At 64.3% G+C, this 26,803-nt stretch carries 21 protein-coding genes; 16 read left to right on the forward strand and 5 right to left on the reverse strand.

Annotated features, from left to right (window positions below; translation table 11 throughout):
* Window positions 1–30 precede the first annotated feature (30 nt).
* Window positions 31–504 (forward strand): secondary thiamine-phosphate synthase enzyme YjbQ, encoded by a 474-nt coding sequence (locus tag BLP76_RS00375; protein WP_420867607.1) that lies wholly within the window; start codon window positions 31–33, stop codon window positions 502–504.
* Here BLP76_RS00375 and BLP76_RS00380 read toward each other — a convergent pair.
* The gene (locus tag BLP76_RS00380) at window positions 489–2,387 is read right to left on the reverse strand and encodes a sodium:solute symporter family transporter (protein ID WP_092808929.1); all 1,899 of its coding nucleotides are present in this window, start codon (window positions 2,385–2,387) and stop codon (window positions 489–491) included. The genes BLP76_RS00375 and BLP76_RS00380 overlap by 16 nt on opposite strands.
* Before the next feature lie 258 nt (window positions 2,388–2,645).
* On the opposite strand from BLP76_RS00380, the gene BLP76_RS00385 reads away from it, so the two are divergent.
* Window positions 2,646–3,347, forward strand: a complete 702-nt coding sequence (locus BLP76_RS00385; protein WP_092809979.1) for a response regulator — start codon at window positions 2,646–2,648, stop codon at window positions 3,345–3,347.
* 40 nt (window positions 3,348–3,387) lie between these two features.
* Here BLP76_RS00385 and BLP76_RS00390 read toward each other — a convergent pair whose 3' ends face one another.
* Entirely contained in the window at window positions 3,388–6,891 is a 3,504-nt protein-coding gene (locus BLP76_RS00390; RefSeq protein ID WP_092808930.1) for a hybrid sensor histidine kinase/response regulator, read from the reverse strand.
* 206 nt (window positions 6,892–7,097) lie between these two features.
* On the opposite strand from BLP76_RS00390, the gene aptA reads away from it, so the two are divergent.
* The 7 genes from aptA (at window position 7,098) to hrpB (ending at window position 17,408) form a co-directional block, all read left to right on the forward strand.
* Window positions 7,098–8,441: an omega-aminotransferase AptA gene (aptA, locus tag BLP76_RS00395; RefSeq protein WP_092808931.1), complete on the forward strand. Its 1,344-nt coding sequence runs from the start codon at window positions 7,098–7,100 to the stop codon at window positions 8,439–8,441.
* A 34-nt stretch (window positions 8,442–8,475) separates the two neighbouring features.
* Window positions 8,476–9,381 (forward strand): SDR family NAD(P)-dependent oxidoreductase, encoded by a 906-nt coding sequence (locus tag BLP76_RS00400; protein WP_092808932.1) that lies wholly within the window; start codon window positions 8,476–8,478, stop codon window positions 9,379–9,381.
* A gap of 7 nt (window positions 9,382–9,388) precedes the next feature.
* Window positions 9,389–11,170 carry a gamma-glutamyltransferase gene (gene ggt / locus BLP76_RS00405; RefSeq protein ID WP_092808933.1) on the forward strand — a complete coding sequence of 594 codons (1,782 nt, stop codon included), beginning with the start codon at window positions 9,389–9,391 and terminating at the stop codon, window positions 11,168–11,170.
* A gap of 190 nt (window positions 11,171–11,360) precedes the next feature.
* Window positions 11,361–12,572 (forward strand): ABC transporter substrate-binding protein, encoded by a 1,212-nt coding sequence (locus tag BLP76_RS00410; protein WP_092808934.1) that lies wholly within the window; start codon window positions 11,361–11,363, stop codon window positions 12,570–12,572.
* A complete protein-coding gene (locus BLP76_RS00415; RefSeq protein ID WP_111328849.1) occupies window positions 12,542–14,290 on the forward strand; it encodes an ABC transporter permease in 1,749 nt (582 codons plus the stop codon). The genes BLP76_RS00410 and BLP76_RS00415 overlap by 31 nt, the downstream gene beginning before the upstream one ends.
* The gene (locus BLP76_RS00420) at window positions 14,287–14,952 is read left to right on the forward strand and encodes an ATP-binding cassette domain-containing protein (protein ID WP_092808935.1); all 666 of its coding nucleotides are present in this window, start codon (window positions 14,287–14,289) and stop codon (window positions 14,950–14,952) included. Before BLP76_RS00415 ends, BLP76_RS00420 begins: the two co-directional genes overlap by 4 nt.
* Window positions 14,949–17,408: an ATP-dependent helicase HrpB gene (gene hrpB / locus BLP76_RS00425; RefSeq protein WP_092808936.1), complete on the forward strand. Its 2,460-nt coding sequence runs from the start codon at window positions 14,949–14,951 to the stop codon at window positions 17,406–17,408. The genes BLP76_RS00420 and hrpB overlap by 4 nt, the downstream gene beginning before the upstream one ends.
* A gap of 16 nt (window positions 17,409–17,424) precedes the next feature.
* Here hrpB and BLP76_RS00430 read toward each other — a convergent pair whose 3' ends face one another.
* Complete coding sequence (locus BLP76_RS00430; RefSeq protein ID WP_092808937.1) at window positions 17,425–18,450, reverse strand: glucokinase; 1,026 nt, start codon at window positions 18,448–18,450, stop codon at window positions 17,425–17,427.
* A gap of 125 nt (window positions 18,451–18,575) precedes the next feature.
* On the opposite strand from BLP76_RS00430, the gene BLP76_RS00435 reads away from it, so the two are divergent.
* The 4 genes from BLP76_RS00435 (at window position 18,576) to BLP76_RS00450 (ending at window position 21,261) form a co-directional block, all read left to right on the forward strand.
* Window positions 18,576–19,589 carry a BMP family lipoprotein gene (locus tag BLP76_RS00435; protein WP_171904367.1) on the forward strand — a complete coding sequence of 338 codons (1,014 nt, stop codon included), beginning with the start codon at window positions 18,576–18,578 and terminating at the stop codon, window positions 19,587–19,589.
* A gap of 66 nt (window positions 19,590–19,655) precedes the next feature.
* On the forward strand, window positions 19,656–20,366 hold the full coding sequence (locus BLP76_RS00440) for a hypothetical protein (protein ID WP_092808938.1): 711 nt from the start codon (window positions 19,656–19,658) through the stop codon (window positions 20,364–20,366).
* A complete protein-coding gene (locus BLP76_RS00445; protein ID WP_092808939.1) occupies window positions 20,363–20,764 on the forward strand; it encodes a PIN-like domain-containing protein in 402 nt (133 codons plus the stop codon). Before BLP76_RS00440 ends, BLP76_RS00445 begins: the two co-directional genes overlap by 4 nt.
* A gap of 8 nt (window positions 20,765–20,772) precedes the next feature.
* Window positions 20,773–21,261, forward strand: a complete 489-nt coding sequence (locus tag BLP76_RS00450) for a CAP domain-containing protein (RefSeq protein WP_111328850.1) — start codon at window positions 20,773–20,775, stop codon at window positions 21,259–21,261.
* A 105-nt stretch (window positions 21,262–21,366) separates the two neighbouring features.
* Here BLP76_RS00450 and BLP76_RS00455 read toward each other — a convergent pair whose 3' ends face one another.
* Together BLP76_RS00455 and BLP76_RS00460 are read right to left on the reverse strand one after the other, a co-directional pair.
* A complete protein-coding gene (locus tag BLP76_RS00455; RefSeq protein ID WP_092808941.1) occupies window positions 21,367–21,783 on the reverse strand; it encodes a DUF2442 domain-containing protein in 417 nt (138 codons plus the stop codon).
* The gene (locus BLP76_RS00460) at window positions 21,776–22,006 is read right to left on the reverse strand and encodes a DUF4160 domain-containing protein (protein WP_092808942.1); all 231 of its coding nucleotides are present in this window, start codon (window positions 22,004–22,006) and stop codon (window positions 21,776–21,778) included. Before BLP76_RS00460 ends, BLP76_RS00455 begins: the two co-directional genes overlap by 8 nt.
* Window positions 22,007–23,065: 1,059 nt before the next feature.
* Here BLP76_RS00460 and BLP76_RS00465 point away from each other — a divergent pair.
* From BLP76_RS00465 to BLP76_RS00475, 3 genes are read left to right on the forward strand one after another with little or no spacing between them, the layout of a single operon-like run.
* Window positions 23,066–24,664 carry an ABC transporter ATP-binding protein gene (locus tag BLP76_RS00465; protein WP_092809985.1) on the forward strand — a complete coding sequence of 533 codons (1,599 nt, stop codon included), beginning with the start codon at window positions 23,066–23,068 and terminating at the stop codon, window positions 24,662–24,664.
* Complete coding sequence (locus BLP76_RS00470; RefSeq protein ID WP_092808943.1) at window positions 24,661–25,800, forward strand: ABC transporter permease; 1,140 nt, start codon at window positions 24,661–24,663, stop codon at window positions 25,798–25,800. The genes BLP76_RS00465 and BLP76_RS00470 overlap by 4 nt, the downstream gene beginning before the upstream one ends.
* Window positions 25,801–25,834: 34 nt before the next feature.
* The gene (locus BLP76_RS00475; protein WP_092808944.1) at window positions 25,835–26,803 is read left to right on the forward strand and encodes an ABC transporter permease; all 969 of its coding nucleotides are present in this window, start codon (window positions 25,835–25,837) and stop codon (window positions 26,801–26,803) included.

Here is a 26,803-nt window from a genome sequence, read left to right on the forward strand (position 1 = left end):
GACATCCCGAAAGGAACAAGGACGAGCGCAATGGCGGGATCACGCACACGCGATGTGAGCTTCGACGAGACGACCGAGACGATGGCTGCGCGCCTCGTCCAAAGCGGCCTCTCCCTACCGACGCGCGGTCAAGGCTTCATCGACATCACGGCCGAACTGCAGGAATGGCTGCGCGAGGCGGGAGCCCGGAGCGGACTTCTCTGTGTCTTCGTGCGGCATACCTCGGCGTCGCTCACCATCCAGGAAAACGCCGACCCTTCCGTGCAGACGGATCTTCTGACCGCACTCGACCGCCTGGCCCCGCAAAATGCCGGCTGGGTGCACGACACGGAGGGAGCGGACGATATGCCCGCCCATATCCGGACCATGCTGACCGATGTCTCCTTGACCGTCCCGGTCGAGGACGGCCGCCTCGCTCTCGGCACCTGGCAAGGCGTCTATCTCGTCGAGCATCGCACTCGCCCGCACAGGCGCAGTCTCAAGCTCGTTTATTTCGGCAGCTGAGATATTCGCTCAGAGGCTAACCGCAACAGCTCCTCCGGTTGGGCGATCTGTGCTTTGAGACGCCGTCCCCGCCGAGCCGCCAACGTTGTCGTCGGAACGAGAACGGAGGCCAGAATGAGGGTTGCCGTCGATGCCGCGATGGCGATGAAGGTCGAGCCAACGAGAGGAGTGCCGGCCTCGCTCAACGCCGCGAAAGCCTGAGGCTGCCATTCGTCACCGCTTGCCGCGCGCAGGTCGAAGCCGAACCGCTGCAGCATGAACAAGGTCAGAAGCGTGGCCGTTCCGGCGAGCATGGAGAGCAGCGCCGGCAGCGGCCGCACATGGGGCGCGCGCGCCGTTGCGATGAGGACCGGCATGAGCCCCGCCGCGAGAAGGCCGAGCGCCAGAAAACCGAGATCGATCACCGCGCGGTTCGGCTCCAGCGCCCACGTCGCGGCAAGCCCGATCGCACCGAGCATTGTCAAACGTGCCGACAAAAGCCGCTTACCGACCGGCATATCGGGCATCAAAAGCTGGTGCTGGATATCATGGCTGGCGGTCCCGACGATTGCCATCAACAGCCCGCTTGCGCTCGACAACGCGGCGGCGACGGTGCCCGCGAAGATAAGGCTCGAAAAGGCGAAGGAGAGCCCTTCACGCTCCGCAAAGCTGATGATCATCGTCTCGCTGGCGAGGCGAATGTCGGAGAGGGAAAGACCGATCGTGTCCACGCGCGCGCCGCACGCCGCTCTGATCGCTTCGGGTGAGACGGCCGGCGCTCCGCACAGTGCAAGGCTGCCCGCCTGACCATGCGAAAACACCCAGTCCGGCAATGATTGCAGCGGCATGCCGACCACGTCGCGCAGCAGCTCGAGCAGGCTGAACGCGGCATAGGTCGGGGCTGTGACCAGAAACAGGCCGGCAAAAAGGAGAAGCCAGCGTGAGCTGCGTCTCGCGCTGGCGGGGGACGGCGCCGTCAGATAGCGTTCAAGAACATGTGGTAGAGCCACGCTGCACAGGGCTGTGAACGCCAGCAATCCGGCAAGATCGGCTGGCCGGAAATATCCGAAGAGGGAGAGGCCTGCCGCTTCCGGTGCGGCGCGCGGATCGGCACTTGCGATCGTGCGCACGGCGGAGGCCGCATCTCTCAAGGCGAGCTGTGGCAACGGCCAGCCGTAGCGCTCGGCGGCCGCGATCGTCACCGGCAGGAGGAAGGCGGCGAACATCACGATGAACTGTGCCGTCTGCGTCCATGTCGTGCTGCGCATGCCGCCGAGAATGAGCATCAGCGCGACGATCGCTGCGATTGTGCCGACACCCCATCCGAAGGGTAGGCCGAGAAGGTTTTCTGTGACGCGGCCGCCCGTGTTGAAGATGACTGCAAGCAGCATGAAGCCCGTGGCTATGACGATGAGCGAGGCCGCAAGGCGTACCGACGGGCTGGCAAGCCGTCGCGCCAGAAAATCCGCTGTGCTGGTCGCGCCGCTCTGGCGCATGGGCGTGGCAAGGTAATAGCCGCCCGCTGCAAGGCCGATGAGCGCTCCGGCGACGATCGCCCACGCGGCTGCCCCCCAGGAACTGAAAGCCGCGCCGAGAAGCAGGAACCATGCGGTCGAAAGATAGGCCGCAGCGGCTGCCATGCCGTTGTAGCCTGCCGGCACGCTACCGCCGGCGAGAAAAAAGCCCTTGGCCTGCGTGCTGCCGGACGCAAGCCCGATGCCGACAAAGGCGATGAGCGATCCGGCCAAACAAACCATCCCGATCACCGCTTGCGGCAGGCCGAGCGCATCGAGCGCCATAAGCAGGAGGATCGATCCCACCAGAACTGCGACAAAGAAGCCCCAGATGGTGCGTGCATAAGCCGTGAAGAAGTCAGTATCGATCGAATAAGGAAGGTGACTCATGCTTCGATACGCGCCTTTCTCGACACTTCACGAGGCTCCGATGCCCGCCGAACCCGCGGGTTTTCTGACGTTCCAGACATGTCTGAGATCGTTTATCGTTCGCTGGAAACGTTGCAGCACGAACCCGATCCGTCTGCGGAATGAGAAGGATAGCCGGATTCGGCGCATCTCCCATGTCCCTTTTTGTCCTTCACCATGTGCGATAACAGGGTATGAAAAGGTTCTGTGCAATGCTTTTACGGCATTCATCCCGGCCAAATGGCGCCCTGCGCCCCTGTCCCCCAATTAGGTGACGGTTTGAGCGATAGTCCTGTTTTTGTGATTGCAGACGATCACCCGTTGTTCCGCAATGCTTTGCGGAGCGCGATCCAATCCGCTTTTGCCGATGTTGAGATTATTGAGGCGGGTACTCTCGATGAAGTCGCCGCAGCTCTCGATCGCATAGGTGAGGCCGACATCGTGCTCTTCGATCTGAAGATGCCCGGCGCACGCGGCTTCTCGGGGCTTATGTATCTGCGCGGTCAATATCCGGCGGCGCCGATTTGCATCATTTCCGCGATGGATGATCCGGCGACTGTGCGCAATGCGATCGGCCTTGGCGCCTCTGGCTTCATCTCCAAGTCGGCTTCTCTTGAAACGATTTCCGAAGCCATTCGCACGGTTCTGCGCGGCGAGCATTGGATTCCGGACGATCTCATCGGGGCCGAAAGCGATCGTGAAACGGCCGAGCTTCTGGAGCGTCTGCGCAGCCTGACCCCGCAACAGGTCCGCGTTCTGATGATGCTGGGCGAGGGGCTTCTCAACAAACAGATCGCATACGAGCTTGGTGTCTCAGAGGCGACCGTCAAGGCGCATGTCTCCGCGATTCTGCAAAAGCTCGGCGTGGAGAACCGCACCAAGGCAGTGCTCGCGGCCGGCCGCATCGAAGCCGGCGAATGGCGCGGCGCGATCGAAGAATAGTGGGGGCTCGCAGCAGGGCCGAACTTGTTCCGCCGAGAGCTTATTCTGCCGCCACGGGCGCGGGTTTGCATTGCGCCATCAAGGCGCGTAGCGCGGCAGGCTTCAGCGGCTTGTTGAGTATCCTGACGCCGGCCTTCATCGCGGCCTGGCGCACCTCTTCGGAGCGGTCTGCGGTGATCAGGATCGCCGGTATGGTTCGGCTCAACTTCCAGCGCATGTCGGTAACGACGCTGAGCCCGTCGCTCTCATCGAGATGATAGTCGATGAGGATGAGGTCGGGCAGCGTGCGCTCTTGCTGCAACAATGCCATCCCCTCCCGCATATTGCTGGCTGTCAGTGGGGTCGAGCCCCAGCCGGCGAGAAGCGCCGCCATGCCGGATAGAATTTTGTCGTCATTGTCGATGCAAAGCACGGTGAGCCCGGAGACCGATCCCGGCGGTGGCGCGGGAGGAGCGCCTTCGTTCGTTTCCTTAGGAACGGCGATTGCCAGCGGCACCGTTACGGAAAAATGCGTCCCCTTTCCAACGACCGATTGCAGACGCACTTCGGCTCCGAGAACCCGCCCGAGCCGCTGCACGATCGAAAGACCGAGACCGAGACCGTGAGCGACCTTGGCTCCGGCATCGAGACGCCGGAACTCATGGTAGATCACCTCTTGATCTGAGAAGGGAATCCCGATGCCCGTATCGAGGATCTCGATGGAGACCATGGCGTTCTTGCGCCGGCAGCCGACGACCACCCGGCCGGAAGCGCAGTATTTGATCGCGTTGGAGACGAGGTTGCGCAGGAGACGTCCAAGCAGCGACGGATCGCTCGTCACCGAAAGGGATGTCGGTAAAATCCGAAATTCGAGACCTTTCTCCCGCGCCATGGGCTCGAACTCGACGCGGATCTGATCGAACAATTTACGCAGATTAAAGGGCCTGAGCTCGGGTGTAATCGCGCCTGTATCGAGACGCGAGAGGTCGAGGACGGCGCGGAAAATCTCCTCCACGGAATCGAGCGAGGCTTCGAGGTCGCGCACAAGAGGGGCTGCCGGGAGATCTTTCGTGCGGTCCGAAAGCGCGGTCGCGTAAAGCCGTGCCGCATTGAGCGGCTGCAAAATGTCGTGTCCGGCCGCTGCAATAAAGCGCGTCTTGGAGATATTGGCTTCCTGCGCGGCCGCACTCGCTTTCTTTAAGGCCTCGTTGATGCGGGTGAGCTCGGCGGTGCGTTCTTCCACCCGCCGCTCGAGATTGGATTTCGCCATTTCGAGCGCCCGTTTGCTCTCCACCTCTTCGGTCACGTCGGAGAAGGTAAGCGCAATGCCGCCATCGGACATGCGGCGGGTTTCGATGCGGATGACGCTATCGGTCGCCGGGTGACGCGATACGAAGGGTTGCAGCCTTGAGACGAGCGCATGCATGCGCTGATCGGCGAGCCGGTCCGGATCGCCTTCGCCGAGGAAGCCGATGCGTGCCGTATGGCGCAGAACATCGCGGAGCGAGACGCCGACCTGACCGAACTCGATTGGCAGATGCATGATCTGACGGAAAGGCCGGTTCCATGCGATGAGAGCCAAATCCCGGTCAAAGACAGCGATGCCCTGACGCATATGGTCGAGCACGCTTTGCAGGAGGTCGCGATTGTAATGCAGCGCTTCCGTGGCATCGTCGAGCAGCTGGTGCGCTTCGCGCGTCGAGGGATCGCTGCGCTTGAGAAGGAGCGACATGACGAGACGGGAGGAGGCCGCACCGATGGCCGACCCGAGAAGCTGTTCGGCGAAGCGGACCGCTTGGTGGTCGACTGGCTCGCTGAGATCGGTCGAGCGACCCGTCGCCTGCTCCATATTGGCGAACGAGCGTGATGTACGCTCCTGGCCGAGATATCGCGCCACCGTCTCCTTCAGGTCTCCGTAGGTGACATGTGTGCGCAAAGGCTTGAGTGCCGGTGTCGGCCCCATCTCGGAGGGGACGAAGATTTTCGCCTGCAGGCGCTCGATCGCCTCTGGCGCGCGCGCCAGAGAAACGAGGATCATCAAGGCGCAATTGACGCTGATGCTCCAGAAGACGCCGTGCGAAAGTGGATCGAGGTGGAGACCGAACATCGCCTGCGGCCGGAGCCATGCGATTCCGAATGGGCCCGGATTGAGAAATCCCTCGCCGATGAGGCCCGCTTGAACGAATGTCGGCAGGAGCAGCGTATAGGTCCAGATCACGAGCCCCGAGGTCATGCCGGCGATGGCGCCGCGGGAGGTAATCCGCCGCGATAGAAGTCCCCCGAAGAAGGCGGGTGCGAGCTGTGCGACGGCTGCGAAGGCGAGAAGGCCGATCGAGGCAAGCGCTGCCGTGCCGGCCGCCCGGTAATACGCGTAGCTGCACAACAAGATGACGGTGATCGCGATGCGGCGGACAGCCAGGATAAAGCGAGACATGTCATCGCGCTGGCGCGTTTGCTTCCGTTTCAGATAGGCCGGAAGCACGATCTCGTTGGAGATCATGATGGCAAGCGCCACGCAGCCGACGATGACCATGGCGGTTGCCGCGGAGAGCCCGCCCAGAAAAACGACCAAGGCGACGATCGGGAAATCCGCGCGGTGTGGGAGTTCCAGGACGAAAAGGTCGGCATCGACGGAGGAACCGAAGGCGATCAGGCCTGCGATCGCAATGGGAACCACGAAGATATTGATGGCGACGAGATAGGCTGGAAACAGCCAGCGTGCGCGTTCGAGCTCGGCGAGGGAGTTGTTTTCCACGACTGTGATGTGGAATTGCCGCGGCAACAGGATCGCAGCGGTGAAGGCGATCGCCGTCATCGCCACCCATTCGCCCCCGACGAGGCCGTTTGAGACCATTGTTTGGACTTCCCGGCTTTCCACGGCGAGTGCGTAAAGCTCCGAGGGTCCCCCAAACAGGAAGAAGACGACGAAGATGCCGGCAATTAGGAAGGCGATGAGCTTGACTACCGCCTCCCAGGCAACGGCCAGCATCATCCCATGCTGGTGCTCCGTCGCGTCGGCATGGCGGGTGCCGAAGAGGATGGCGAAGATTGCCAGTACCACGGCGATGATGAAGGCCGTATCGCCGAGAAGGGGAAGCGCTTCGGCCGCATCCTCGCCGAGCTCCGGAACCATGGTGGAGATGGAAGACGAGATCGCCTTCAGCTGCAGGGCCACATAGGGAATGACGCCGATGACGGAAATGAGCGTCGCGACGACTGCGACGGCCTGGCTCTTGCCGTAGCGGGCCCCCAGAAAGTCGGCGACGGAAGTGATGCGCTCTTCCTTCGACAGAGCCACGATCCGCCGCAGGATCGGAAAGCCGAAGGTGAACATCAGGATGGGGCCGATATAGATCGGCAGAAAGCCGAGGCCCGAATGCGAGGCGAGGCCAACCGAACCGAAGAACGTCCACGATGTGCAATAGACGGACAAAGCGAGGGCAAAGAGGTTCGGACGCGCGCTCGCTCCAGTCCGCTGCACGCGCCGATCGCCGTAAGATGCGATGGCGAACAGCGCGCCGATATAGACAATCGCGGCCAGGACGGCGATGAGACCGTTGTTCATATTCCTTCCCGCGGGACGACGGATCTTGGTTGTGTCATCTGGACATGATCATAGGCATGGAGACGAAGGCACGACAGGGGGCAAAGATCGCTGCCGAAGTGCCGGCGCGTTCGGCTTTCCCGGGGGCGGGGCTCTGCAAAATTCTGTCGCGGTCCATGCTCACAAGATGAGTTGACGCCAGGTGAGGCCGGGTGCACCCATAGTATATGAACGAGCAACCGACCTACTTCTCCCGCAACCGGCCAATCAGCCTCGAGCACCATTGGCTTCCCTTCACCCCTAACCGCGATTTCCGGACCGATCCGCGTTTGATCGCGCGCGCCGAGGGCATGTATTACTACACGCCCGATGATCGCCCCGTCCTCGACATGAGCGGCGCCTTGTGGTGTTCGCATCTCGGACACGGACGCAAAGAAATCGGCCAGGCCATCGCCGAGCAATTCCCGGTCCTTGATTACGCGCCGAGTTTCGGCTTCGGCCACACGATTTCCTTTGAACTCGCCGATCGCCTCTCCGCCATCCTGCCAGAGGGTCTCGGCCATATCCTCTTCACCAATTCCGGCTCTGAATCCTGCGATACGGCGATAAAAGTCGCTTATGCTTATCACCATGCGCGCGGGCAGAGCGGCCGCAAGAAGATCATTGGCCGCCAGAAAGGCTATCATGGTGTGGGCTTCGGCGGTCTTTCCGCCGGCGGCATCACCGCCAACCGCACGGCCTTCGGCTCCTGGCTGCCGGCCGATCATCTGCGCCACACGCATCTGCCGCAGAAGAATGCCTTCACCCGCGGCCTGCCCGAGCACGGTGTAGAGCTTGCCGAAGAACTGGCCGAACTCATCGCTTTCCACGACGCTTCCACGGTCGCGGCCGTCGTCGTCGAGCCGGTGATCGGTGCTGGCGGTGTCTATCTGCCGCCGAAAGGGTATCTGAAGCGGCTGCGTGAGATCTGCGATCAGACCGGCGTCCTTCTCATCCTCGACGAGGTCATCACCGGGTTCGGCCGCCTCGGCTCTCCCTTCGCTTCGCAGGAATTCGACGTAAAGCCCGACATCACGACGATGGCAAAAGGTCTGACTGCCGCGACGGTCCCGATGGGTGCGGTCGCCGTCGCAGACTTCGTCCATGACGAGATCATGGCGCGCGGCCCCGAAGGCGGTGTCGAGCTCCTGCACGGCTATACGTATTCGGCGCATCCGCTCGCCTGCGCGGCCTCGATCGCTTGCCTCGACGTTTATGAGCGCGAAAACCTTCTGACCCGCGCCTCGGGTCCGGCGGGCGATGCTCTGGGCGATGCGCTCTTCAGCCTGCGCGACCTGCCGGAAGTCGTTGATATCCGTCATTACGGCTTTATCGGCGCCGTCGAGTTCCGTCCGGGCGAAAAACCCGGCAAGCGGGGGCAGGCGATCTTCAAGGCTTGCTGGAACGAAGGCTTGATGGTCCGTGCCTTGGGCGACATTATTGCTGTTTCGCCGCCGCTCGTGATCGAGCAAGATCATGTCGGCGAATTTGCTGAGAAATTCCGGCGGGCGGTGGAAACGACGCTCGCCTGAGGGGGCCATACGGCCCCCTGAAGGAGAGGCCGTGATGGACGACAGGACGATCGACAAGCCGGGTGAGTGCCCGGCACACGCCGCGCCCACGGAGACACGCCCTCCGGAAGGCTGTCCTGCCCATGCTCACGATGCGCCAGCCGAACCTACGGCGGACGCACCTGCCGTGTGCCCGGTGGACCATACCGCGCTTGCCGCCGATCAGGGCTTGCGCCCGATCGTGGCCGTCACCGGTGCAAGTCGTGGCATCGGACACGCCATCGTGCGCAAGTTCTATGATGAGAACTGGGAGGTCTACACCCTCTCCCGCACGCCGTTCTCGCGCGTCTGTCCGTGGGCGGAAGGCTATGTCCGCCACATTGAGGTCGATCTCTCCGATCCGAAGTCGATCCAGTACGCGATCGATCAGCTGCGCGAACGCGTCGGCGAGAAGGGCCTGACGGCGCTCGTCAACAATGCCGGCATCTCGCCCAAGAACACCGAAGGCGGCCGGCTCGGAGCTGCGGAGACGCCGCTCGAAATCTGGCGCGATGTCCATATGGTCAATTTCATCGCTCCGGCCGTGCTGGTGCAGGGGCTGCGCGAGCCGCTGAGGCGTGCCAATGGCGCTGTCGTCAACATCACCTCGATCGCCGGCTTCCGCATCCATCCTTTCGCTGGTGCCGCCTATGCGACCTCGAAGGCCGCGCTTTCAGCGCTGACCCGCGAACTTGCCCATGAGCTCGCCGCCTCCGGTATCCGCGTCAATGCCGTCGCACCGGGCGAGATCATGACCTCTATCCTGTCGCCTGGCACCGACGAGGTGGTGGAGCGAGACGTGCCGATGCGCCGCATCGGCGATCCGAAGGAAGTAGCGGAAGTCGTGCATTTCCTGTGCTCGCAGGCCGCCTCCTACGTCATCGGGGCGGAGATCAACATCGACGGCGGTCAGCATCTTTAGGCCGGCCATGATCGCTCCGGTCTCGACCCTGCACGGTCTTGTCCGCGCAGGGCTTGTCGCTTGCGTCTGTCTTGCGCTGCTGTCTGTCGCTGCGGCGCAGGACGTCTCGGATCGCATCCAGCCGGAGCTTGCCACGCCGGTGGCGGAGCCCGCGACGGCCCCGGTTGACGCGAAGGACTGGATGGTGGCGGCAGCCAATCCGCTCGCCGCCGAAGCCGGCGCCGAGATCCTCAAGCAGGGCGGCAGTGCCATCGACGCGATGGTGGCGGTGCAGCTCGTTCTCGGCCTTGTCGAGCCGCAATCCTCCGGTCTCGGCGGCGGCGCTTTCCTGCTTTACTGGGATGCCGGCGCGAAGAAACTCTCAACGCTCGACGGCCGCGAAACGGCGCCCTCGGCCGCAACGCCCGAACTCTTTCTGGGCGACGACGGAGAGCCGCTTGAGTTCTTCGATGCGGTCATCGGCGGGCGTTCCGTCGGCGTCCCTGGCACACCGAGGCTTCTGGAAGATGCGCACAAGCGCTGGGGGAAGCTTTCCTGGCCGGACCTGTTTCAGCCCGCGATCCGGCTTGCCGAAGACGGGTTTCCGGTTTCGCCGCGCCTTGCCGGCCTCGTTGCTGAAGAAGCCGACAGCCTTGCCCGTCAGGAGGCGGCGAAAACCTATTTTCTCGACGATCTCTCGTCCGCCCTTTCCGGCGACGGTCGCCTCAAGAACGAGGCCTATGGCGCAACGCTCAAGCTCCTCGCGGAGAAGGGGGCGGATGCCTTTTATGAAGGCCCGGTCGCGGAAGACATCATCGCCGCCATTCGCCGCTTCGATGCCAATCCGGGCGTCATGCGACTACAGGATCTCGAAAATTACGAGGTGAAGGCGCGCGATCCGGTCTGTGTCGCCTACCGCGTCTATCAGGTCTGCGGCATGGGCCCGCCATCTTCCGGTGGTGTGACAGTCGGCCAGATCCTGGGCCTGCTGGCGCCTTACGATCTTGTCGCGCTCGGGCCCGAAAGCGTTGCCGCCTGGCGCCTGATCGGCGACGCCTCCCGTCTCGCCTTCGCCGATCGCGGCCGCTATCTCGCCGATACGGATTTCGTGCCTGCGCCGGTCAAGGGTCTTCTCGATCCGGCCTATATGAAGGAACGGGCGAAGCTGCTGGAAGGCGAGGCGCGTCTCAAGACGGCCGAGCCCGGCGAGCCGCAATGGGACCATGCCTTCAATTATGTCGACGATCAGGCGATCGAGTTTCCTTCGACCAGCCATTTCGTCATCGTCGATCGTGACGGCAATGTCGTCTCCATGACGACGACGATCGAGAATGGCTTCGGCTCGCGCTTGATGGTGCGCGGCTTTCTCCTGAACAACGAGCTCACGGATTTTTCCTTCAAGAGCCATGAGGACGGGCGTCCGGTGGCGAACCGCGTGGAGCCGGGCAAGCGGCCGCGATCTTCCATGGCGCCCACCATCGTTTTCCGCGACGGCGCGCCGGTATTGGCGATCGGCTCGCCGGGCGGTAGCCGCATCATCGGCTATGTCGCCGAGGCGCTGATCGGCATTCTCGATTGGGGCATGGACGTGCAAGAGGCAACCGCCCTGCCGCATGCCGTCAATCGCTTCGGCACCTTCGATCTGGAGGCCGGCACTTCTGCGGAGGATCTGCAGGAGGGGCTTGAAGCACTCGGCTACGCGGTCGAGACGCGCGACCTCAATTCCGGCCTGCATGCGATCGCCATCGGGGAAGACGGGCTCTCCGGCGGTGCCGATCCGCGCCGCGAAGGGGTCGCGATCGGGGAGTGAACTGGCCTCACCGTTTTTTGCTTTGCCTCGAACGCTCCTGTCGCGCTCTCAAGGTGCAATGAGGGAGTTCGCTCCCGAAAGCCATCATGCACGGCCCGGGCACAGGCTCTCCCACCTCCCATAAGGGAGAGGCGACGCAAAAGGCTCAGCCCGGCCCGCAAGGAATGGCACGGGAGAAAGATAGAACGCCATGTCCAGGATATTCGCCGCTGTCTTCGCGCTGATCTTTGCAGCGACCGCCCATGCAGAGTCGCCCGATCCTGAGAACTGGGAGGCCGTGCTTGCCGAAGCGAAGGGCGAGACCGTCTATTTCCATGCCTGGGGCGGCGAGACCCGCATCAATGCCTACATCGCCTGGGCTGCCGGCGAGGTCAAAGAGCGCTTTGGCGTGACGCTGAAGCAGGTGAAGGTCGCCGACACCGCCAATGTCGTCTCCAAGATCGTTGCGGAAAAGGCGGCCGGGCGCGATGAGAATGGCACCGTGGATCTCGTCTGGATCAATGGTGAGAATTTTGTCTCTCTGAAAGAGGCGGGTCTCCTGCTCGACCGCCCCTGGGCGACGAAGCTGCCGAACTACCGCTTCGTGGATGAGGAGGGAAAACCCACGGTCAAGACTGATTTCACCGTGCCGACCGACGGGCTCGAAGCGCCATGGGGCATGGCGAAGCTTGTCTTCTTCTACGATACGGCGCGCCTGGAAAATCCGCCGAAATCCATGCCGGCTCTCCTGGAATGGGCGAAGGCCAATCCCGGTCGTTTCACCTATCCGCAGCCGCCCGACTTTCTCGGTTCCACTTTTCTGAAACAGGCGCTCTACGAGCTTGCTCCCGATCCCGAAGTGCTGATGCAGGCGGCCGATGACGAGACCTTCGCCCGCCAGACGAAGCCGCTCTTTGCGTTCCTCGACGAACTCCATCCGCTTCTCTGGCGGCAGGGGCGCGCTTTCCCTCAGAATTACGGGACGTTGCGCCGACTTCTCGCCGATAGCGAGGTCGATATCACCTTTGCCTTCAATCCGGCAGATGCCTCAAGCGCCATTGCGGCCCACGAATTGCCGGACACGGTGAGAAGCTATGTTCCGGAGGCGGGATCGATCGCCAATTCGCATTTCCTGGCGATCCCGTTCAACGCCAATGCCAAGGCGGGTGCCATGGTCGTTGCGAATTTCCTGATGTCGCCGGAGGCGCAGGCCCGCAAGCAGGACCCGAATGTCTGGGGGGATCCGACGGTCCTCGATGTCGATGCCCTGCCGCAGGAGGATCGTGCCCGCTTTGATGCGCTCGACCTCGGCGTTGCCACCCTGCCACCGGAAGACCTCGGCAAGGCGCTTCCCGAACCGCATGCAAGCTGGATGGAGCGGCTGGAGACAGAATGGGCGCGGCGCTACAGAGCTGGCCAATAATACCGACTCAACAGAAGCTGGAGCGGCCGCGATCGCGGCTGATCGCTTTTCCGATTGCGGTTCTCGCGCTTCTGGTGCTGCCGGTGGTCGCCGGCCTCCTCGGTGCGGCGCTGCCGGCGTTCGGCTATCTCCCCGTTCTCGGGCTTGAGGATTTCTCTCTCGAGCCCTTCGTCGCACTTGTTGGCGCGCCCGGCATTGGTGTCTCCCTCGCCCTCAGCCTGTGCGCGGGTCTGTGCACGACGACTCTTGCCTTCCTGGTGGTGATGGGCTTTGTCGCCGCCTGGCATGGGACGCGGGTCTTTCGCGTCTTTCGGCGCCTGATTGCGCCGCTCCTGTCTGTCCCGCATGCGGCGGCGGCTTTCGGGCTCGCCTTTCTGATTGCGCCCTCCGGCCTTCTGATGCGGGCTTTGTCCCCCTGGCCGAGCGGTTTCGCGCGGCCGCCGGACTGGCTGATCGTGCATGATCCGGCTGGGCTTGCGATGACGGCGGGCCTTGTCGTGAAAGAGATCCCTTTCCTCTTCCTGATGGCCCTCGCGGCCCTTCCGCAGGTCGAGGCGGAGCCGCGTCTCAACATGGCCCGGGCGCTCGGCTACGGCCGCGTCGCGGCCTTTCTTTTCTCCGTTCTGCCGCCGCTCTACGCCCAGCTCCGTCTGCCGATCTTCGCCATCATCGCCTATGCCTGTTCCGTCGTCGATGTCGCTTTGATTCTCGGGCCGACGACACCGGCCCCCCTCGCTGTGCGCATCCTGGAATGGCAGGCGGATCCTGACCTGTCCCTGCGTAGCCTCGCGGCTGCCGGCGCGTTGGCGCAGTTTGCGCTCGCCTCTTTCGCTATTTGCCTATGGCTTGCTCTCGAATGGCTCGTCGCCCGAATTGGAGCGAAGCTGATGGCGTCGGGTCATCGCTTTCGCCGTGACGGGCTTGTCCGCCATCTGGCCGGGGCAACGATGAGCCTTGCCGCCGGTCTCGTCCTCGCCGGTCTCGCCACGCTGGCGCTTTGGTCAATCGCCGGCTTTTGGGCTTTCCCGGATATCTGGCCGAATGCGCTGACCTTTGACACCTGGCGCAGCGTGATCGCGACGCTGGGCGGGCCTCTCGACAACGCCCTTTTGATCGCCGGGCTCTCCTCCGTCCTGGCCGTCGTTCTTGCTCTCGGTGCGCTGGAATATGAGACTCGCACCGGCGGAACGACGACGACGCGAGCGCTGGTCGCGCTTTATCTACCGCTTCTCGTGCCGCAGATCGCATTTCTCTTCGGCCTCGACATGCTCCTCGTCTCGCTGCGCCTCGACGGCTGGCTTTTGGCCGTCGTCCTCGCCCATCTCGTCTTTGTTTTCCCGTATGTGCTTCTTTCGCTGTCGCAGCCCTGGCATGCGCTTGATCCGCGCTACGCTTTGATCGCGCGAAGTCTCGGACGCAGTGCCGATGCCGTCTTCTGGAGGATCCGCCTGCCGATGCTGTCTCGTGCGATCGCGACCGCGACGGCGCTCGGCTTCGCCGTTTCGATTTCGCTTTATCTGCCGACGCTCCTGATCGGTGCCGGGCGCTGGCCGACCGTGACGACTGAGGCCGTGGCCCTGTCGTCGGGTGGCGATCGGCGCATCACGGCTGCGACCGCGCTCGTTCAGGCCTTTCTCCCGTTCCTGGGCTTCGGACTTGCTGCCATGCTTCCCGCCTTGCTTTTTCGCCGCCGCGCGGCCATGCGTGCGGGCGGATGACCTCAGCTCCCGAAGCAACCGATGCCCTGACCCTTTCGCAGGTGAGGATCAGCCTCGCGGGCCGGCTCCTTCTGTCTGTCGACAAGACGATCCGCCCAGGCGAGGTCCTGACCGTGATGGGGCCCTCGGGCTCCGGGAAATCGACGCTTCTTGCGTTTGCTGCCGGTTTTCTCGATCCGATTTTTGCGGTTGAAGGGCGGGTGCTTTTGGCCGGCGAAGACGTGACCCGCCGGCCTGCAGAAGCCCGCCAGATGGGCCTTCTCTTTCAAGATCCTTTGCTTTTTCCGCACTTGTCCGTTGCCGGCAACCTTCTCTTCGGCCTGCGGCCGGGCTCCTCCCGTGAGGCGCGTCAGGACACCGTGTCGGCCGCCCTTGCGGAGGTGGGGCTCGAGGGCATGGAAGGCCGCGACCCGGCAACACTCTCCGGTGGCCAGAGAGCACGCATCGCGCTTCTTCGCACGCTCCTGTCGCGCCCACGCGCGCTCCTCCTCGACGAGCCGTTTTCGAAGCTCGATGTGGCCCTGCGCGATCAGATGCGTCGGCTCGTCTTCGATGAGGCCGGCAAACGCAATCTCCCGGTCCTTCTGGTGACGCATGATCGCCAGGATGCCGAGGCCGCTGGGGGGCCGGTCATCGAGCTGGGTGGGACGAGCGACGAATGAATGCCTTGCGTCTGCCGGTCGAGGAAGCGCTTCCCGCGCTGTTTGACGCGCTGCGCGTGCCGGGTGCGGCCGTCCTCATTGCTCCAACCGGCGCCGGCAAGACGACGCGTGTGCCGCTCGCGGTTCTTGAGGAGGGGCTGGCGGGCACGGGCAAGATCATCGTTGTTGAGCCGCGCCGGCTTGCCGCGCGTGCCGCCGCCTCCCGCATGGCAAAAATGCTCGGCGAAGAGGTGGGCCAGACCGTCGGCTACCGCGTGCGCATGGAAAGCCGCATCTCCCGCACGACCCGCATCGAACTCGTCACGGGCGGCGTTTTCGTGCGCATGATCCTCGACGATCCGGGCCTTGAGGGGATCGGTGCCATTCTCTTCGATGAGGTGCATGAGCGCTCGATCGATGCCGATCTCGGTGTGGCGCTGGCGCTGGATGCCCGCTCCGCGCTGCGTCCCGATGTGAAGCTCTGCGCCATGTCGGCGACTGTCGACGGGGCGCGCTTTTCCGCGCTTTTCGGTGATGCGCCGGTGGTGGAGGGCGCCGGCCGCCTCTTTCCTGTCGACACCCGCTATCTCGGGCAGTCTCCCAACAGACGGGCCGAAGACGGCGTGGAAGCCGCGATCCTGCAGGCCTTGCGCGAGGAGGAGGGGAGCGTGCTCGCCTTTCTGCCTGGCCAGGCGGAGATCCTGCGCCTTGCCGACCGGCTTGCCGGCAAGGTTGGGGCGCATGTCGATCTCGCGCCGCTTTACGGCGCCCTCGACTTGAAAGACCAGGACAGAGCGGTGCGTCCCGCAGCTGCCGGCCGCCGCAAGGTGGTGTTGGCGACGTCCATTGCCGAGACGTCGCTGACGATCGAGGGCGTGCGCATTGTCGTCGACAGCGGCCTGTCGCGGCGTCCGCGCTATGATCCGGGCTCGGGCCTCACGCGGCTTGAGACGGTGCGGGTGTCGCGCGCGGCCGCCGATCAGCGCCGCGGCCGGGCGGGTCGCACCGAGCCGGGCCTCTGCTTTCGGCTGTGGGACGAGCCGCAGAATGCCGGGCTCATGCCCTTCGACAGGCCGGAAATCCTGGAGGCGGAGCTCTCCGCCTTTGTGCTGTCGCTTCTCTCCTGGGGCGTGCGTGAGCCCGAAGCGCTCGCCTGGCTCGATCCGCCGCCGCAGGCGGCGTTTTCGGAGGCGATGGAGCTTCTTGGCCGTCTCGGCGCGATCGACCGCTCGGGCCTATTGTCCGAGCACGGCAAGGCGCTGGCGACGTTCCCGCTCGCCCCGCGCCTGGCCCATATGATCCTCCTGGCGGCCGAAAACGGCGCGGCGTGGGAAGCCGCCGAGATCGCAGTTCTTGTGTCTGAACAAGGACTTGGCGGGCGTTCCAGCGACCTTCACCATCGCCTTTCCGTCGTGCGCGGCGCGCGCGGCGGGCGGGGGGCGAAGGCGCGCGAGGCGGCGAAGCGCTGGGCGCGGCTGGCGGAGGAGACAGTGGGGCGAAAACCGCGAGAGGGGGCGACCTCGGCCGGGCTGCATCTTGCCGCCGCATGGCCGGAAAGGATCGCGAAATCGCGAGGACCGGGCGGCCGCTTTTTGATGGCGAACGGTCGCGGCGCCTATCTCGATGAGGGCGATCCCCTTGCTGCAGAAGAGTTTTTGGCGATCGCCGAAGTCCAGGGCGGCGGCGCCGATGCACGCATTCTGCTCGCCGCACCGCTGACGCGCGGCGAAATTGAGGCGGCTTTCGAGATTTCAGAAGACGATGAGTTTTCTTATGATTCGGCGGCGGATCGCATCAATGCCCGCCGCGTGCGTCGGCTTGGCGCGCTGGTCATTTCCGCTAAGCCATTGAAATCATTCGATCCGGAAAAAGCGGCGGCGCTTCTCGCCGAGGCCGCGCTGAAGCGGGGACTGGAGGCTCTGCCCTGGCCCGAAGAAACCCGACAAATATTTGATCGCATTGCCTTTTTGCGCCGGCATGAGGGCGACGCCTGGCCCGATCTTTCCGATAAAGCGCTCGCCGAACGCGCCGAGGAATGGCTCCTGCCTTTGGCGGGGACAAGTCTCTCGCTCGGCGGAATCAGCCGAGACTCGGTCAAAGAGGCGACTCAACCGCTGATTCCGTGGTCCAAGCTCCAAGAGCTCGATCGCAAGGCGCCGGCGACGTTTGTGGCGCCATCCGGCCGCGAGGTCGCGATCGATTATTCCGGAGACACGCCGACGGTCGCGATCACGCCGCAGAACCTTTTTTCGCTCGATGTACATCCGAGGATTTTGGACGGCCGCCTGCCGCTCACTTTCGAGCTTTTATCCCCGGCCGGGCGGCCGATGCAGGTGACCCAGGATCTCCCCGGCTTCTGGCGCGGCTCGTGGCGCGATGTGCGCGCGGAGATGCGCGGCCGCTATCTGAAACACGACTGGCCGGAAGACCCGGCGACAGCTGCGCCTTCGACCGGCGCCAAACGGCGCAAGAGCTGAGCCCGCGCGATGCGCTCTAACGCCAGCGGCGGCGGTCGAGCGGCACGGAGAATCTTTCGGGCGCCCGTGCGAAGGCGGCAAGGCCGGTGAGTGCCGGCTGCTCGGCCGTGACGAGGCGCGTCGGGATCTGCCGCATCAGGTTTTCATGCGGATATTTCGCCTCGAAGGCGCGGCGGAATTCGCCCTCTTTGAGGAGAAGCGCGATGCGCGGCGCGATGCCGCCGGCGATGAAGACGCCGCCCGTCGCCATGAAGACGAGGGCAAGGTCGCCCGCGACGCGCCCGAGCAGGCGGCAATAGAGCGTCATCGTGGCGAGCGCGAGCGGATCCTCGCCGCCAAGTGCCGCATTCGTCACTTCCGCCGGTGTCGACAAGGATGCGGCAAGCCCGCGCGCGGCGGCCACAGCCCGGTAAAGCCTCGGAATGCCGCGCCCGGCCAAAAGCGCCTCGGCGGAGATGCGCCCGCCCTCCTTTTCGATATGCGGCCAGATCGGAAATTCGTCGTCGGCATCCGGCCCGAGTGCCACATGCCCGCCTTCGCCCGGCACCGGCGTCCACAGGCTCGAAGCGTAGACGAGGCCGGCGACACCGAGCCCGGTGCCGGGGCCGAGAACGACGCGGCAATTCTCTTCCGGCGCGAGCTCCGGCCCGATCGCCTCCGTCGTCATGCCGGGATCGTCGAGGGCGGAGATCGCCAGCGCCTGCGCCTCGAAATCGTTGAGAAGCGCGACGTCCTCGATGTCGGTTGCCACCATCACGTCGCGCGGGCGGATGATCCATTCGGCATTGGTGAGATCGACCTCGTCGCCGTCGATCGGCCCGGCGAGCGCAAAGAGTGCCGAACGCGGCCGGATGTCGGTCTTGGCGAGGACCGCCGCACGGACGGCGCTTTCGATGTTGGGAAAGTCGCCGGTGCGGACCGGTGCGAAATGGAGCACCTCCTCGTCCCTGCCGGGGAGAAGCGCAAAGCGGGCATTGGTGCCGCCGATATCGCCGAGAAGGACGGGAAAGGCGAGTGTTTCGATCTTGTGGGAAGACGCCATATCGAACCTGGATGTGCCTGATAAAGGAGGTGCAACGCACATGAGCCCATGTCAATCTGAGGCCCATGGCAACCTGGGCGGCAAAGCCGCCAGCGAAGACTTCAAGGGAGAACGGAATGGGTCTCATGCGGTTCGCGACCGGCGCTTTTGCAGCATGCGCCATGGCGATATCAGCCGGCCATGCGCTGGCGCAGGAGGTGAAGCCGGCGATCGTCTATGATCTCGGCGGCAAATTCGACAAGAGCTTCAACGAGGCGGCGCATATCGGCGCGGAACGCTTCAAGGAAGAGACCGGCACCGATTACCGCGACTTCGAATTGCAGAACGATTCGCAGCGTGAGCAGGCGCTCCGCCGTTTCGCCCAGCGCGGTTTCGACCCGGTCATCGGCATCGGCTTCTCGCAGGCCCAGGCGATCGAAAAGGTGGCGGAGGAATATCCCGACACGAAATTCGCCATCATCGATGCCGTCGTCGACGAGCCGAATGTGCGCTCCATCGTCTTCAAGGAGCATGAGGGCTCCTATCTCGTCGGCATGCTGGCGGCGATGGCCTCAAAAACCGGCAAGATCGGCTTCATCGGTGGCATGGACATTCCGCTCATCCGCAAGTTCGAATGCGGCTATGTCGAAGGCGCCAAGGCCGTGAACCCCGATATCGAGATCTACGCCAACATGACCGGCACGACGGGCGCGGCCTGGAACGATCCGGTGAAGGGCGGCGAGCTTGCCAAGAGCCAGTTCGACCGCGGCGCCGACGTCGTCTATCACGCCGCCGGCGGCACCGGCATCGGCGTGCTGCAGGCGGCAGCGGATGCCGGCAAGCTCGGCATCGGCGTCGATTCCAACCAGAACATGCTGCATCCGGGCTCGGTTCTGACCTCGATGGTGAAGCGCGTCGACAACGCCGTCTATAAGGCGTTCGAGGACGTTCAGAACGGCGTCTCGATGGAAGAATGGGGCGGCGTGCAGAACCTCGGCCTCGCCGAAGACGGCGTCGCCTGGGCGCTCGATGAGTCCAACAAAGACCTCATCACCGACGAGATGAAGACCAAGGTGGAAGAAGCGTCGAAAGAGATCACCTCGGGTGAGATCAAGGTGCACGATTACATGTCGGACAATTCGTGCCCTGCGATGAAGTAAACGCGGGGTGCGCGGATCTTAGGATTGGCGACTTCCCACTTGCTTCAAACCGGCTAAGATCAGCCCATGGACGCGCGTGTATCTGAAAAGGTGAGCGGCTTTCCGTTCGGGATCGGGGCCTATTCGGCGCCTGAAGCCGCGCGTCTTTTGAAGACCTCGCCGGCCAAGATCCGCCGCTGGCTTTCCGGCTACAGCTATCGTCGCGACGGCCTTCGCCGCGACGTACCGCCTTTGTGGGAACCGGAATTGGCGGAGTTCGACGAAGCTCTGGAGCTCGGTTTCCGTGATCTCGTCGAGTTGCGCTTCGTCAAAGCGTTTCTGGATGCCGGTCTCGGCTTGAAGACTATCCGCACGTGCCTCGGACGGGCGCAGGAGATCGTCGGCGACACGCACGCCTTTTCGACGCGGCGTTTCCGGACGGATGGTGAGACCATTTTTCTGCAATCGCTTCGCGAGAGCGGGGGGGCGGAGCTTCTCGACCTGAAGAAGGGGCAATATGCCTTCGGCCGGATCGTGGAGCGCACCTTCAAGGACCTCGATCTCAAAGACGAGACCGTCGTGCGGTGGCGGCCGTTTCGCGGCAAGGGCTCCATCGTCATCGATCCGGAGCGCTCTTTCGGCAAGCCGATCACTGCCGCTTCCGGCGTGCCGACCGCGGCCCTTGCCGATGCGGTCGAGGCCGAGGGCTCGGTGAAGCGGGTGGCGCATCTTTTCGAGGTGGCGCCCGAGGTCGTCCGCGATGCCGTCCGCTTCGAGCAAGACCTGAAGGCGGCGTGAAGGTTCTGATCGACGAGAACCTTCCTCCGGCGCTCGCTCGCGCCCTCAACGAAATTCTCTCTCCCGATCACGAGGTGCAGCATCTTCGGCAGCTTTTCCCACCAGCCACGAGCGATCGGCACTGGATCGAGGAGCTGAGTGCACAGGGGCGTTGGGTGGTGATTTCGGGTGACCGGCGGATAACCCGAACGCAGGCCGAGCGTTACGCCTTTCGCAATTCGAGGCTCGTCGGCTTTTTTCTCTCCCGCGCCCTCACCAAGGCGAAGACCATAAAACAAATGGAAAGATTGCTGGCGCTTTGGGAGACGATTGAAACGCAGGCGGCCATCGTGGAAGGAGGGGCGATGTTCGAGCTTCCGATGAAGAGCACGCGTCTGCGGCAGATCAAGGAACGGTGAGATATTCGATGCGCAGCTTCATTCTCGTTGTCACGCTTCTTCTTGCCGCCTGTGCCGGGCCGTCCGAAACGTTTCAGGCGCGCAATGTGCCGGTCGATGTGGCGGCGATGCGGGCGATGGTGACGGAGTATCGGGCGCGCCACGGGCTCGGGCCGGTGAGCGTGTCGCCGCGCTTGAACGTGGTCGCCGAACGCCAGGCGCTGGCGATGGCGCGGAAAAACGACATCAGCCATACGGTGGCCGGGAAATTGCCGAAGCGGGTGGCGGCCGTCGGCTATGATTGGGGCGCGATCGCGGAAAACCTCGGCGGCGGCTACAAAAGCGAGGCCGCAGCGTTCCAGGGCTGGGTCGCCTCGCCGGGGCATGAGAAGAATTTGCGCAACGCCTATGTGACGGAGATCGGCTTCGCCGGCGCGGTGGCGCCTTCGGCGCGCTCCGGCGGGTTCTATGCGCTGATTTTGGGAACCGAGCGCGAGCCGCGGCAGGCGATGCGGTAGGGGTTTCGCCGATCTCGTTTGGTCAAGGATCTCCCCCCGAGGAACACAGGGGGCGGGGACAAGAACTCCGATCGCTGGCGCTGAAATTTGCAGCCTCTTCGGGTCTCATCGGGCCTTGTCGGAAACTTTCCGCGGGCGGCCGCCTTTCTTGCCGTTTTCGCGTGCTGCGGCGGCTTTTGCTGGCGAGCGGGACCGGCCACCCTTCTGCTGCATGTATCGCGCCGTGCCGAAGATGCCGGCCATCAGGCCGGGAATGGTGAAATCGACGTCGAGCTTCTCCCAATGCAAGCCGGTGGTGCCCAAAAGTTCGACCTCGGCGAGGTCGTCGTCGGAGGCCTCTTCCAGACCCTGCAAAGAGCGCGCCGGCACCATGAAGGCGGAGCCGTTTTCGAACTCGACGAGGATGCGGCCGGACGGGCGATCGTAGCGCACGCTTTTGGGCGTCGGCCGGCCGGCCGCCTCGGCTTTGGCGCGGCGTGTGGCCGCCTCGCGTTCGGCGTCGGAGAATTCGAACTCAGCCATGGATGTCTCTCCATCTTTCCCTGAGGGCGGCCTGGTGACGGACGATGAGCGTCGCGACCTTGCGCAGCTCGCCCTTCGTCATCGTCGTTTCGATGAGGCGTGGGGTGGCGCCGGAAATATCGATCTTCGCCATGCCGTGGCCGAACACATGCACATGCGCCGGTTCATGGTCGTCGGTATAGATGACAACGCGGAACGCGCCGGAGCGCAGCACGGTGACCATGCTGCAGGATAAACCGATCTTGTTGGGTTTTCAACGCGTCGGCCTTCCATCAGAGATGATGCCCGCCTTTCGGCTTGAGCCGTTTTTGTGTCCAGCTCGTTCGGAGGCAACGGCACATGCCATCCCGCAAGCGGCAGACGCCTTTCCTCGCCCCTCTGGGGAGAGGTGCCCGCGCAGCGGGCGGTGAGGGGTGGCGCTGCCGCGGGCTCTGAGGCGAATTGCGAGATCACCCCTCTTCCGGCGCCTTCGGCGCCACCTTCTCCCCACAGGGGAGAAGAACCCCAATCGCCTGCTCCCGCGCGAAATAAGAGATCACTCTCACTCGAAACGCGTCGGGTTATGCCGGCGCAGCGGGCGGTGAGGGGGGTGCTGCTGCGGGCTCTGAGGCGAATTGAGAGGTCACCCCTCGTCCGGCGCCTTCGGCGCCACCTTCTCCGCCAAGGAACAAAGGGGTGGGGGGAAGAACACCCGATCGCTGGTGCCCGTGCTTGGAGATCGGCCGTGGCGCGCGAAAACCTGACGTAGCGGCAGCCGAAAAACCTGACGCTGCGGCAGGGGAAAAAGCCGGGTTTCAGGCGCTCGTGACGGGTGATTTCGGCGTGCAAGCGGCGGCCGGGCGTGCCAGGATGGCCGAAAGCCGTCCCATCCGGCCATGTTCCGGCCTGCCACGCGTTTTGTCCTGCATGAATTTCAGAACGGACCGACCCGACACAGACGATCCGCAAGCAAAGGCCGCCCGGCCGAAAGGCGGCGGCGAAGCCGCATCGGTTCGGATGAGCAAGGTTCGAGCCGGCAAGGTGCGGGCCGGCAGGGTTCATGCAACGGGGGGTCGGGCCGGCAGGGTCCGTGCAACGGGCGTTCGGGCGGGCAAGATTCGGGCAACGAGAGTTCGCGCGGCGGCGACCCTGGTGGCAAGAACCCGCGCAGCCAGGGCTTGCCCGGGCGGAGGTCCCGAGGGCAGAAAGCCGGCGGCCCATGAGACGGCCCACAACGCATCTGGGGGTGGGGCCGATGATGTCTGGTGATGAGGTGCCGGGCCGGATGCCGGGCGAGCTCGACATGCAGGCGCCCGCGGCGATCGCGCTGTCCGGCATCAGCAAGAGTTTCGGCGCGGTCCAGGCCAACCGCGACATCGATCTTCTCGTCGAGGAAGGCACGATCCACGGCATCGTCGGTGAGAACGGGGCCGGCAAATCGACGCTGATGTCGATCCTCTACGGGTTTTACGAGGCCGATTCCGGCGACATTTTCGTGCGCGGCGAGAAGCGGAAAATCACCTCGCCGGACGATGCCATCAAGGCCGGCATCGGCATGGTGCATCAGCATTTCATGCTGGTCGACAATTTTACGGTTCTGGAAAACGTCATCCTCGGGGCGGAGGGCGGCACGCTGTTGAAGGCGGGCGTGAGCCGGGCGCGTGCGGAATTGAAACGGCTCGAACGCGAATACGAGCTGCAGGTCGATCCCGACGCCGTCGTCGGCGATCTGCCGGTCGGGCTGCAGCAGCGCGTGGAGATCCTGAAGGCGCTGTTTCGCGGCGCCGACACGCTCATTCTCGACGAGCCGACGGGCGTTCTGACGCCGTCGGAGGCCGATCACCTCTTCCGCATCCTTCGCCAGCTGAAGAGCCAGGGAAAGACGGTGATTTTGATCACCCACAAGCTCCGCGAGATCATGGCGATCACGGACAATGTCTCGATCATGCGCCGCGGCGAGATCGTGGCGACGCTCGAGACTGCCGAGACGACGCCGGAACAGCTCGCCGAGCTGATGGTCGGCCGGCATGTGCTCTTGCGCGTCGAAAAGGGCGAGGCGGCGCCGGGGGCGCCGCTGTTGACGGTGACAAACCTCTCCGTCGTCGACGGCAACGGCGTGGCGCGGGTGTCGGACGTGTCGTTTGAGGTGCGCGCCGGCGAGATCGTCGGCATTGCCGGCGTCTCCGGCAACGGCCAGTCGGAGCTTCTGGAGGCCCTGTCGGGCATCCGTCCCGCGACCTCGGGCGAAATCCGGCTCGCAGACGGCGAGGATCTCGCCCGCCGCGCCGATCCGGCGATGCGGCGGCGTTCCAAGCTCGCGCATGTGCCGGAGGATCGCCACCGCATGGGCCTCGTCATGGGCTTTGAGGAAAACGAGAACGCCATTTTGGGCTATCACCGCGACAAGGCCTATGGGCGCGGTGTCTTTCTCGACCGGAGCGCGATAGAGGCGGAAGCGCGCGAGAAGATGCAGCAATACGACATCCGCCCGCCCGACCCGCGGCTGAAAACGGCGAATTTCTCCGGCGGCAACCAGCAGAAGATCGTGCTCGCCCGCGAGATGGAGCGCGATCCCGACGTGCTTCTCGTCGGCCAGCCGACCAGAGGCGTCGATATCGGCGCCATCGAGTTCATCCACCACCAGCTCGTGGCGATGCGCGACGCGGGCAAGGCGATCCTCCTCGTCTCCGTCGAACTCGACGAGATCCGCGCGCTGTCGGACCGCATCCTTGTGATGTTCTCCGGCAAGATCGTCGGCGAGCGCGGGCCCCAGGCCTCCGAAGGCGAACTCGGCCTGATGATGGCGGGCGTGACGCCGGAGGAGGGTGAAGGGGAGAGCGCTGAGGAAGCTCAAGCGGAGGGCGAAATGGGCCGCGCGAGCGCAGCGGAGCCAAAAGCATGAGCGCGCCGTTCCAAAAGCTGCCGACATGGGTCGAGGTCGGCGTCATCCCGCTCGTCAATGTCGTCGTGGCCTTCCTGGTCGCGGGCCTCGTCGTGCTCTTCATCGGCGAGAACCCGCTCGAAGCGGTAAAAATCCTGATCTGGGGGGCGCTCGGCTTCGGCGAGGGCGTCGGCTTCACGCTCTTTTATACGACGAACTTCATCTTCACCGGCCTCGCAGTCGCCGTCGCCTTCCATGCCGGGCTTTTCAATATCGGCGGCGAGGGCCAGGCCTATCTCGGCGGCCTCGGCGTCGCGGTCGCGGCCTTGGCGCTCGACCGCTATGTGCCTTGGTGGGTGACACTGCCGGTCGCGACGGTCCTGGCCGCGCTCTTCGGCGCCGCCTGGGCGCTCATTCCGGCCTATCTGCAGGCAAAGCGCGGCAGCCACATCGTCATCACGACGATCATGTTCAACTTCATCGCCTCTTCGCTGATGGTCTGGCTCCTCGTCGACCATCTGTCGCCGGTCGGCTCCATGCAGCCGGAAACCCGCACCTTCGAGGCGGGCGGCACGCTGCCGGAACTCGGTGGGCTCTTCCATCTCTTCGGCGCGGATATGGGGGCGGCGCCCGCCAATATCTCGATTTTCGTCGCGCTCGCGGCCTGCGTCTTCGTCTATTATTTCATCTGGCGCACGAAGATCGGCTACGAGATCCGCGCCACGGGCCTCAATCCGACGGCTGCCGTCTATGCCGGCATTTCGACGGTCAAGATCACCATCGTCACCATGCTCGTCTCCGGCGGGCTTGCCGGGCTGATGGCTTTGAACCCGGTGATGGGCGACCAGCAGCGGCTGCAGATCGATTTCGTCCAGGGCGCGGGCTTCGTCGGCATCGCGGTCGCGCTGATGGGGCGTGCGCATCCCGTCGGCGTGGTGCTCGCGGCGTTTCTCTTCGGCATGCTTTATCAGGGGGGCGCGGAGCTCGCCTTCGACATGCCGACGATCTCGCGCGACATGATCGTCGTCATCCAGGCGCTCGTCATTCTCTTTGCCGGCGCGCTCGAACACATGTTCCGGCCGGGGATCGGGCGGGCGTTTGCGTTGATGTCGACGAGCCAGCGCGAGCGCGTCGTGGCCGAGGAGGAGAGGTCGTGAGGCGGGGGAGAGTGCGAGCCGGAGGGAGGCCGAGATGGATCTGACCACGATCGTCCTCATCCTGGATTCCTCGGTACGGCTCGCAACGCCGCTGCTTCTCGCCTGTCTTGCCGGGCTTTATTCGGAACGCTCCGGCATTTTCGATATCGGCCTGGAAGGCAAGATGCTGGCCGGTGCGTTCTTTGCGGCGGCCGCCGCCTATTGGACGGGCTCCGCCTGGCTCGGGCTTCTGGCTGCGATCGCGGCTTCGATCGTGCTGGCGCTGGTGCATGGCTTTGCCTCCATCACCCAGCGCGGCAATCAGATCGTCTCGGGCGTCGCAATCAACTTTCTCGCCGCCGGCATGACGGCGCTCTTGGGCCAGGCCTGGTTTTCGCAAGGCGGGCGCACGCCGCAGCTCGGGGCCGACGCGCGCTTCGGAGCGATCACTCTGCCGGGGGCTGAGGCGCTGCGCGACGTGCCGGTCGTGGGCGAGATCTATTACGAGCTCATTTCCGGGCACAATCTCATCGTTTATGTCGCGTTCCTGATGGTGCCGCTCACCTGGTGGGTGCTCTTCCGTACGCGCTTCGGACTGAGGCTGCGCGCCGTCGGGCAGAACCCGGCGGCGGTCGATACGGCGGGTGTTTCCGTCCCCTTCCTGCGCTACCGGGCCGTCGTCATCTGCGGCATTCTGACGGGGATCGCCGGTGCCTATCTCGCGATCGCGCAATCGGCGGGCTTCATCGTCAACATGTCGGCCGGCAAGGGCTATATCGCGCTCGCCGCCCTGATCTTCGCCAAATGGCGCCCCTGGCCGGCGATGGGCGCCTGTTTCCTCTTCGGGTTTCTCGATGCCGTGTCGATCCGCCTGCAGGGCGCCAACGTGCCGGTGATCGGCGAGGTGCCGGTGCAGTTCATGCAGGCGCTCCCGTATATCTTGACCGTCATCCTGCTCGCAGGCTTCATCGGCCGCGCAGTGCCGCCGAAGGCCGGCGGCATCCCTTATGTGAAGGAGCGCTAG

Source organism: Afifella marina DSM 2698 (genome assembly GCF_900102695.1).
GTDB lineage: Bacteria > Pseudomonadota > Alphaproteobacteria > Rhizobiales > Afifellaceae > Afifella > Afifella marina.

Bases quoted from the DNA above. Each gene is read 5' to 3' on its own strand.
- BLP76_RS00455 (WP_092808941.1), bottom strand. From the start codon at position 21,783: ATGGCTGAGTTCGAATTCTCCGACGCCGAACGCGAGGCGGCCACACGC.
- BLP76_RS00465 (WP_092809985.1), top strand. From the start codon at position 23,066: ATGCAGGCGCCCGCGGCGATCGCGCTGTCCGGCATCAGCAAGAGTTTC.
- BLP76_RS00400 (WP_092808932.1), top strand. From the start codon at position 8,476: ATGGACGACAGGACGATCGACAAGCCGGGTGAGTGCCCGGCACACGCC.
- BLP76_RS00380 (WP_092808929.1), bottom strand. From the start codon at position 2,387: ATGAGTCACCTTCCTTATTCGATCGATACTGACTTCTTCACGGCTTAT.
- BLP76_RS00450 (WP_111328850.1), top strand. From the start codon at position 20,773: ATGCGCAGCTTCATTCTCGTTGTCACGCTTCTTCTTGCCGCCTGTGCC.
- BLP76_RS00440 (WP_092808938.1), top strand. From the start codon at position 19,656: ATGGACGCGCGTGTATCTGAAAAGGTGAGCGGCTTTCCGTTCGGGATC.
- BLP76_RS00385 (WP_092809979.1), top strand. From the start codon at position 2,646: ATGGCGCCCTGCGCCCCTGTCCCCCAATTAGGTGACGGTTTGAGCGAT.
- hrpB (WP_092808936.1), top strand. From the start codon at position 14,949: ATGAATGCCTTGCGTCTGCCGGTCGAGGAAGCGCTTCCCGCGCTGTTT.
- BLP76_RS00470 (WP_092808943.1), top strand. From the start codon at position 24,661: ATGAGCGCGCCGTTCCAAAAGCTGCCGACATGGGTCGAGGTCGGCGTC.
- BLP76_RS00460 (WP_092808942.1), bottom strand. From the start codon at position 22,006: ATGGTCACCGTGCTGCGCTCCGGCGCGTTCCGCGTTGTCATCTATACC.
- BLP76_RS00375 (WP_420867607.1), top strand. From the start codon at position 31: ATGGCGGGATCACGCACACGCGATGTGAGCTTCGACGAGACGACCGAG.
- BLP76_RS00435 (WP_171904367.1), top strand. From the start codon at position 18,576: ATGCGGTTCGCGACCGGCGCTTTTGCAGCATGCGCCATGGCGATATCA.
- BLP76_RS00415 (WP_111328849.1), top strand. From the start codon at position 12,542: ATGGGCGCGGCGCTACAGAGCTGGCCAATAATACCGACTCAACAGAAG.
- ggt (WP_092808933.1), top strand. From the start codon at position 9,389: ATGATCGCTCCGGTCTCGACCCTGCACGGTCTTGTCCGCGCAGGGCTT.
- BLP76_RS00390 (WP_092808930.1), bottom strand. From the start codon at position 6,891: ATGAACAACGGTCTCATCGCCGTCCTGGCCGCGATTGTCTATATCGGC.
- BLP76_RS00420 (WP_092808935.1), top strand. From the start codon at position 14,287: ATGACCTCAGCTCCCGAAGCAACCGATGCCCTGACCCTTTCGCAGGTG.
- BLP76_RS00430 (WP_092808937.1), bottom strand. From the start codon at position 18,450: ATGGCGTCTTCCCACAAGATCGAAACACTCGCCTTTCCCGTCCTTCTC.
- BLP76_RS00410 (WP_092808934.1), top strand. From the start codon at position 11,361: ATGTCCAGGATATTCGCCGCTGTCTTCGCGCTGATCTTTGCAGCGACC.
- BLP76_RS00475 (WP_092808944.1), top strand. From the start codon at position 25,835: ATGGATCTGACCACGATCGTCCTCATCCTGGATTCCTCGGTACGGCTC.
- aptA (WP_092808931.1), top strand. From the start codon at position 7,098: ATGAACGAGCAACCGACCTACTTCTCCCGCAACCGGCCAATCAGCCTC.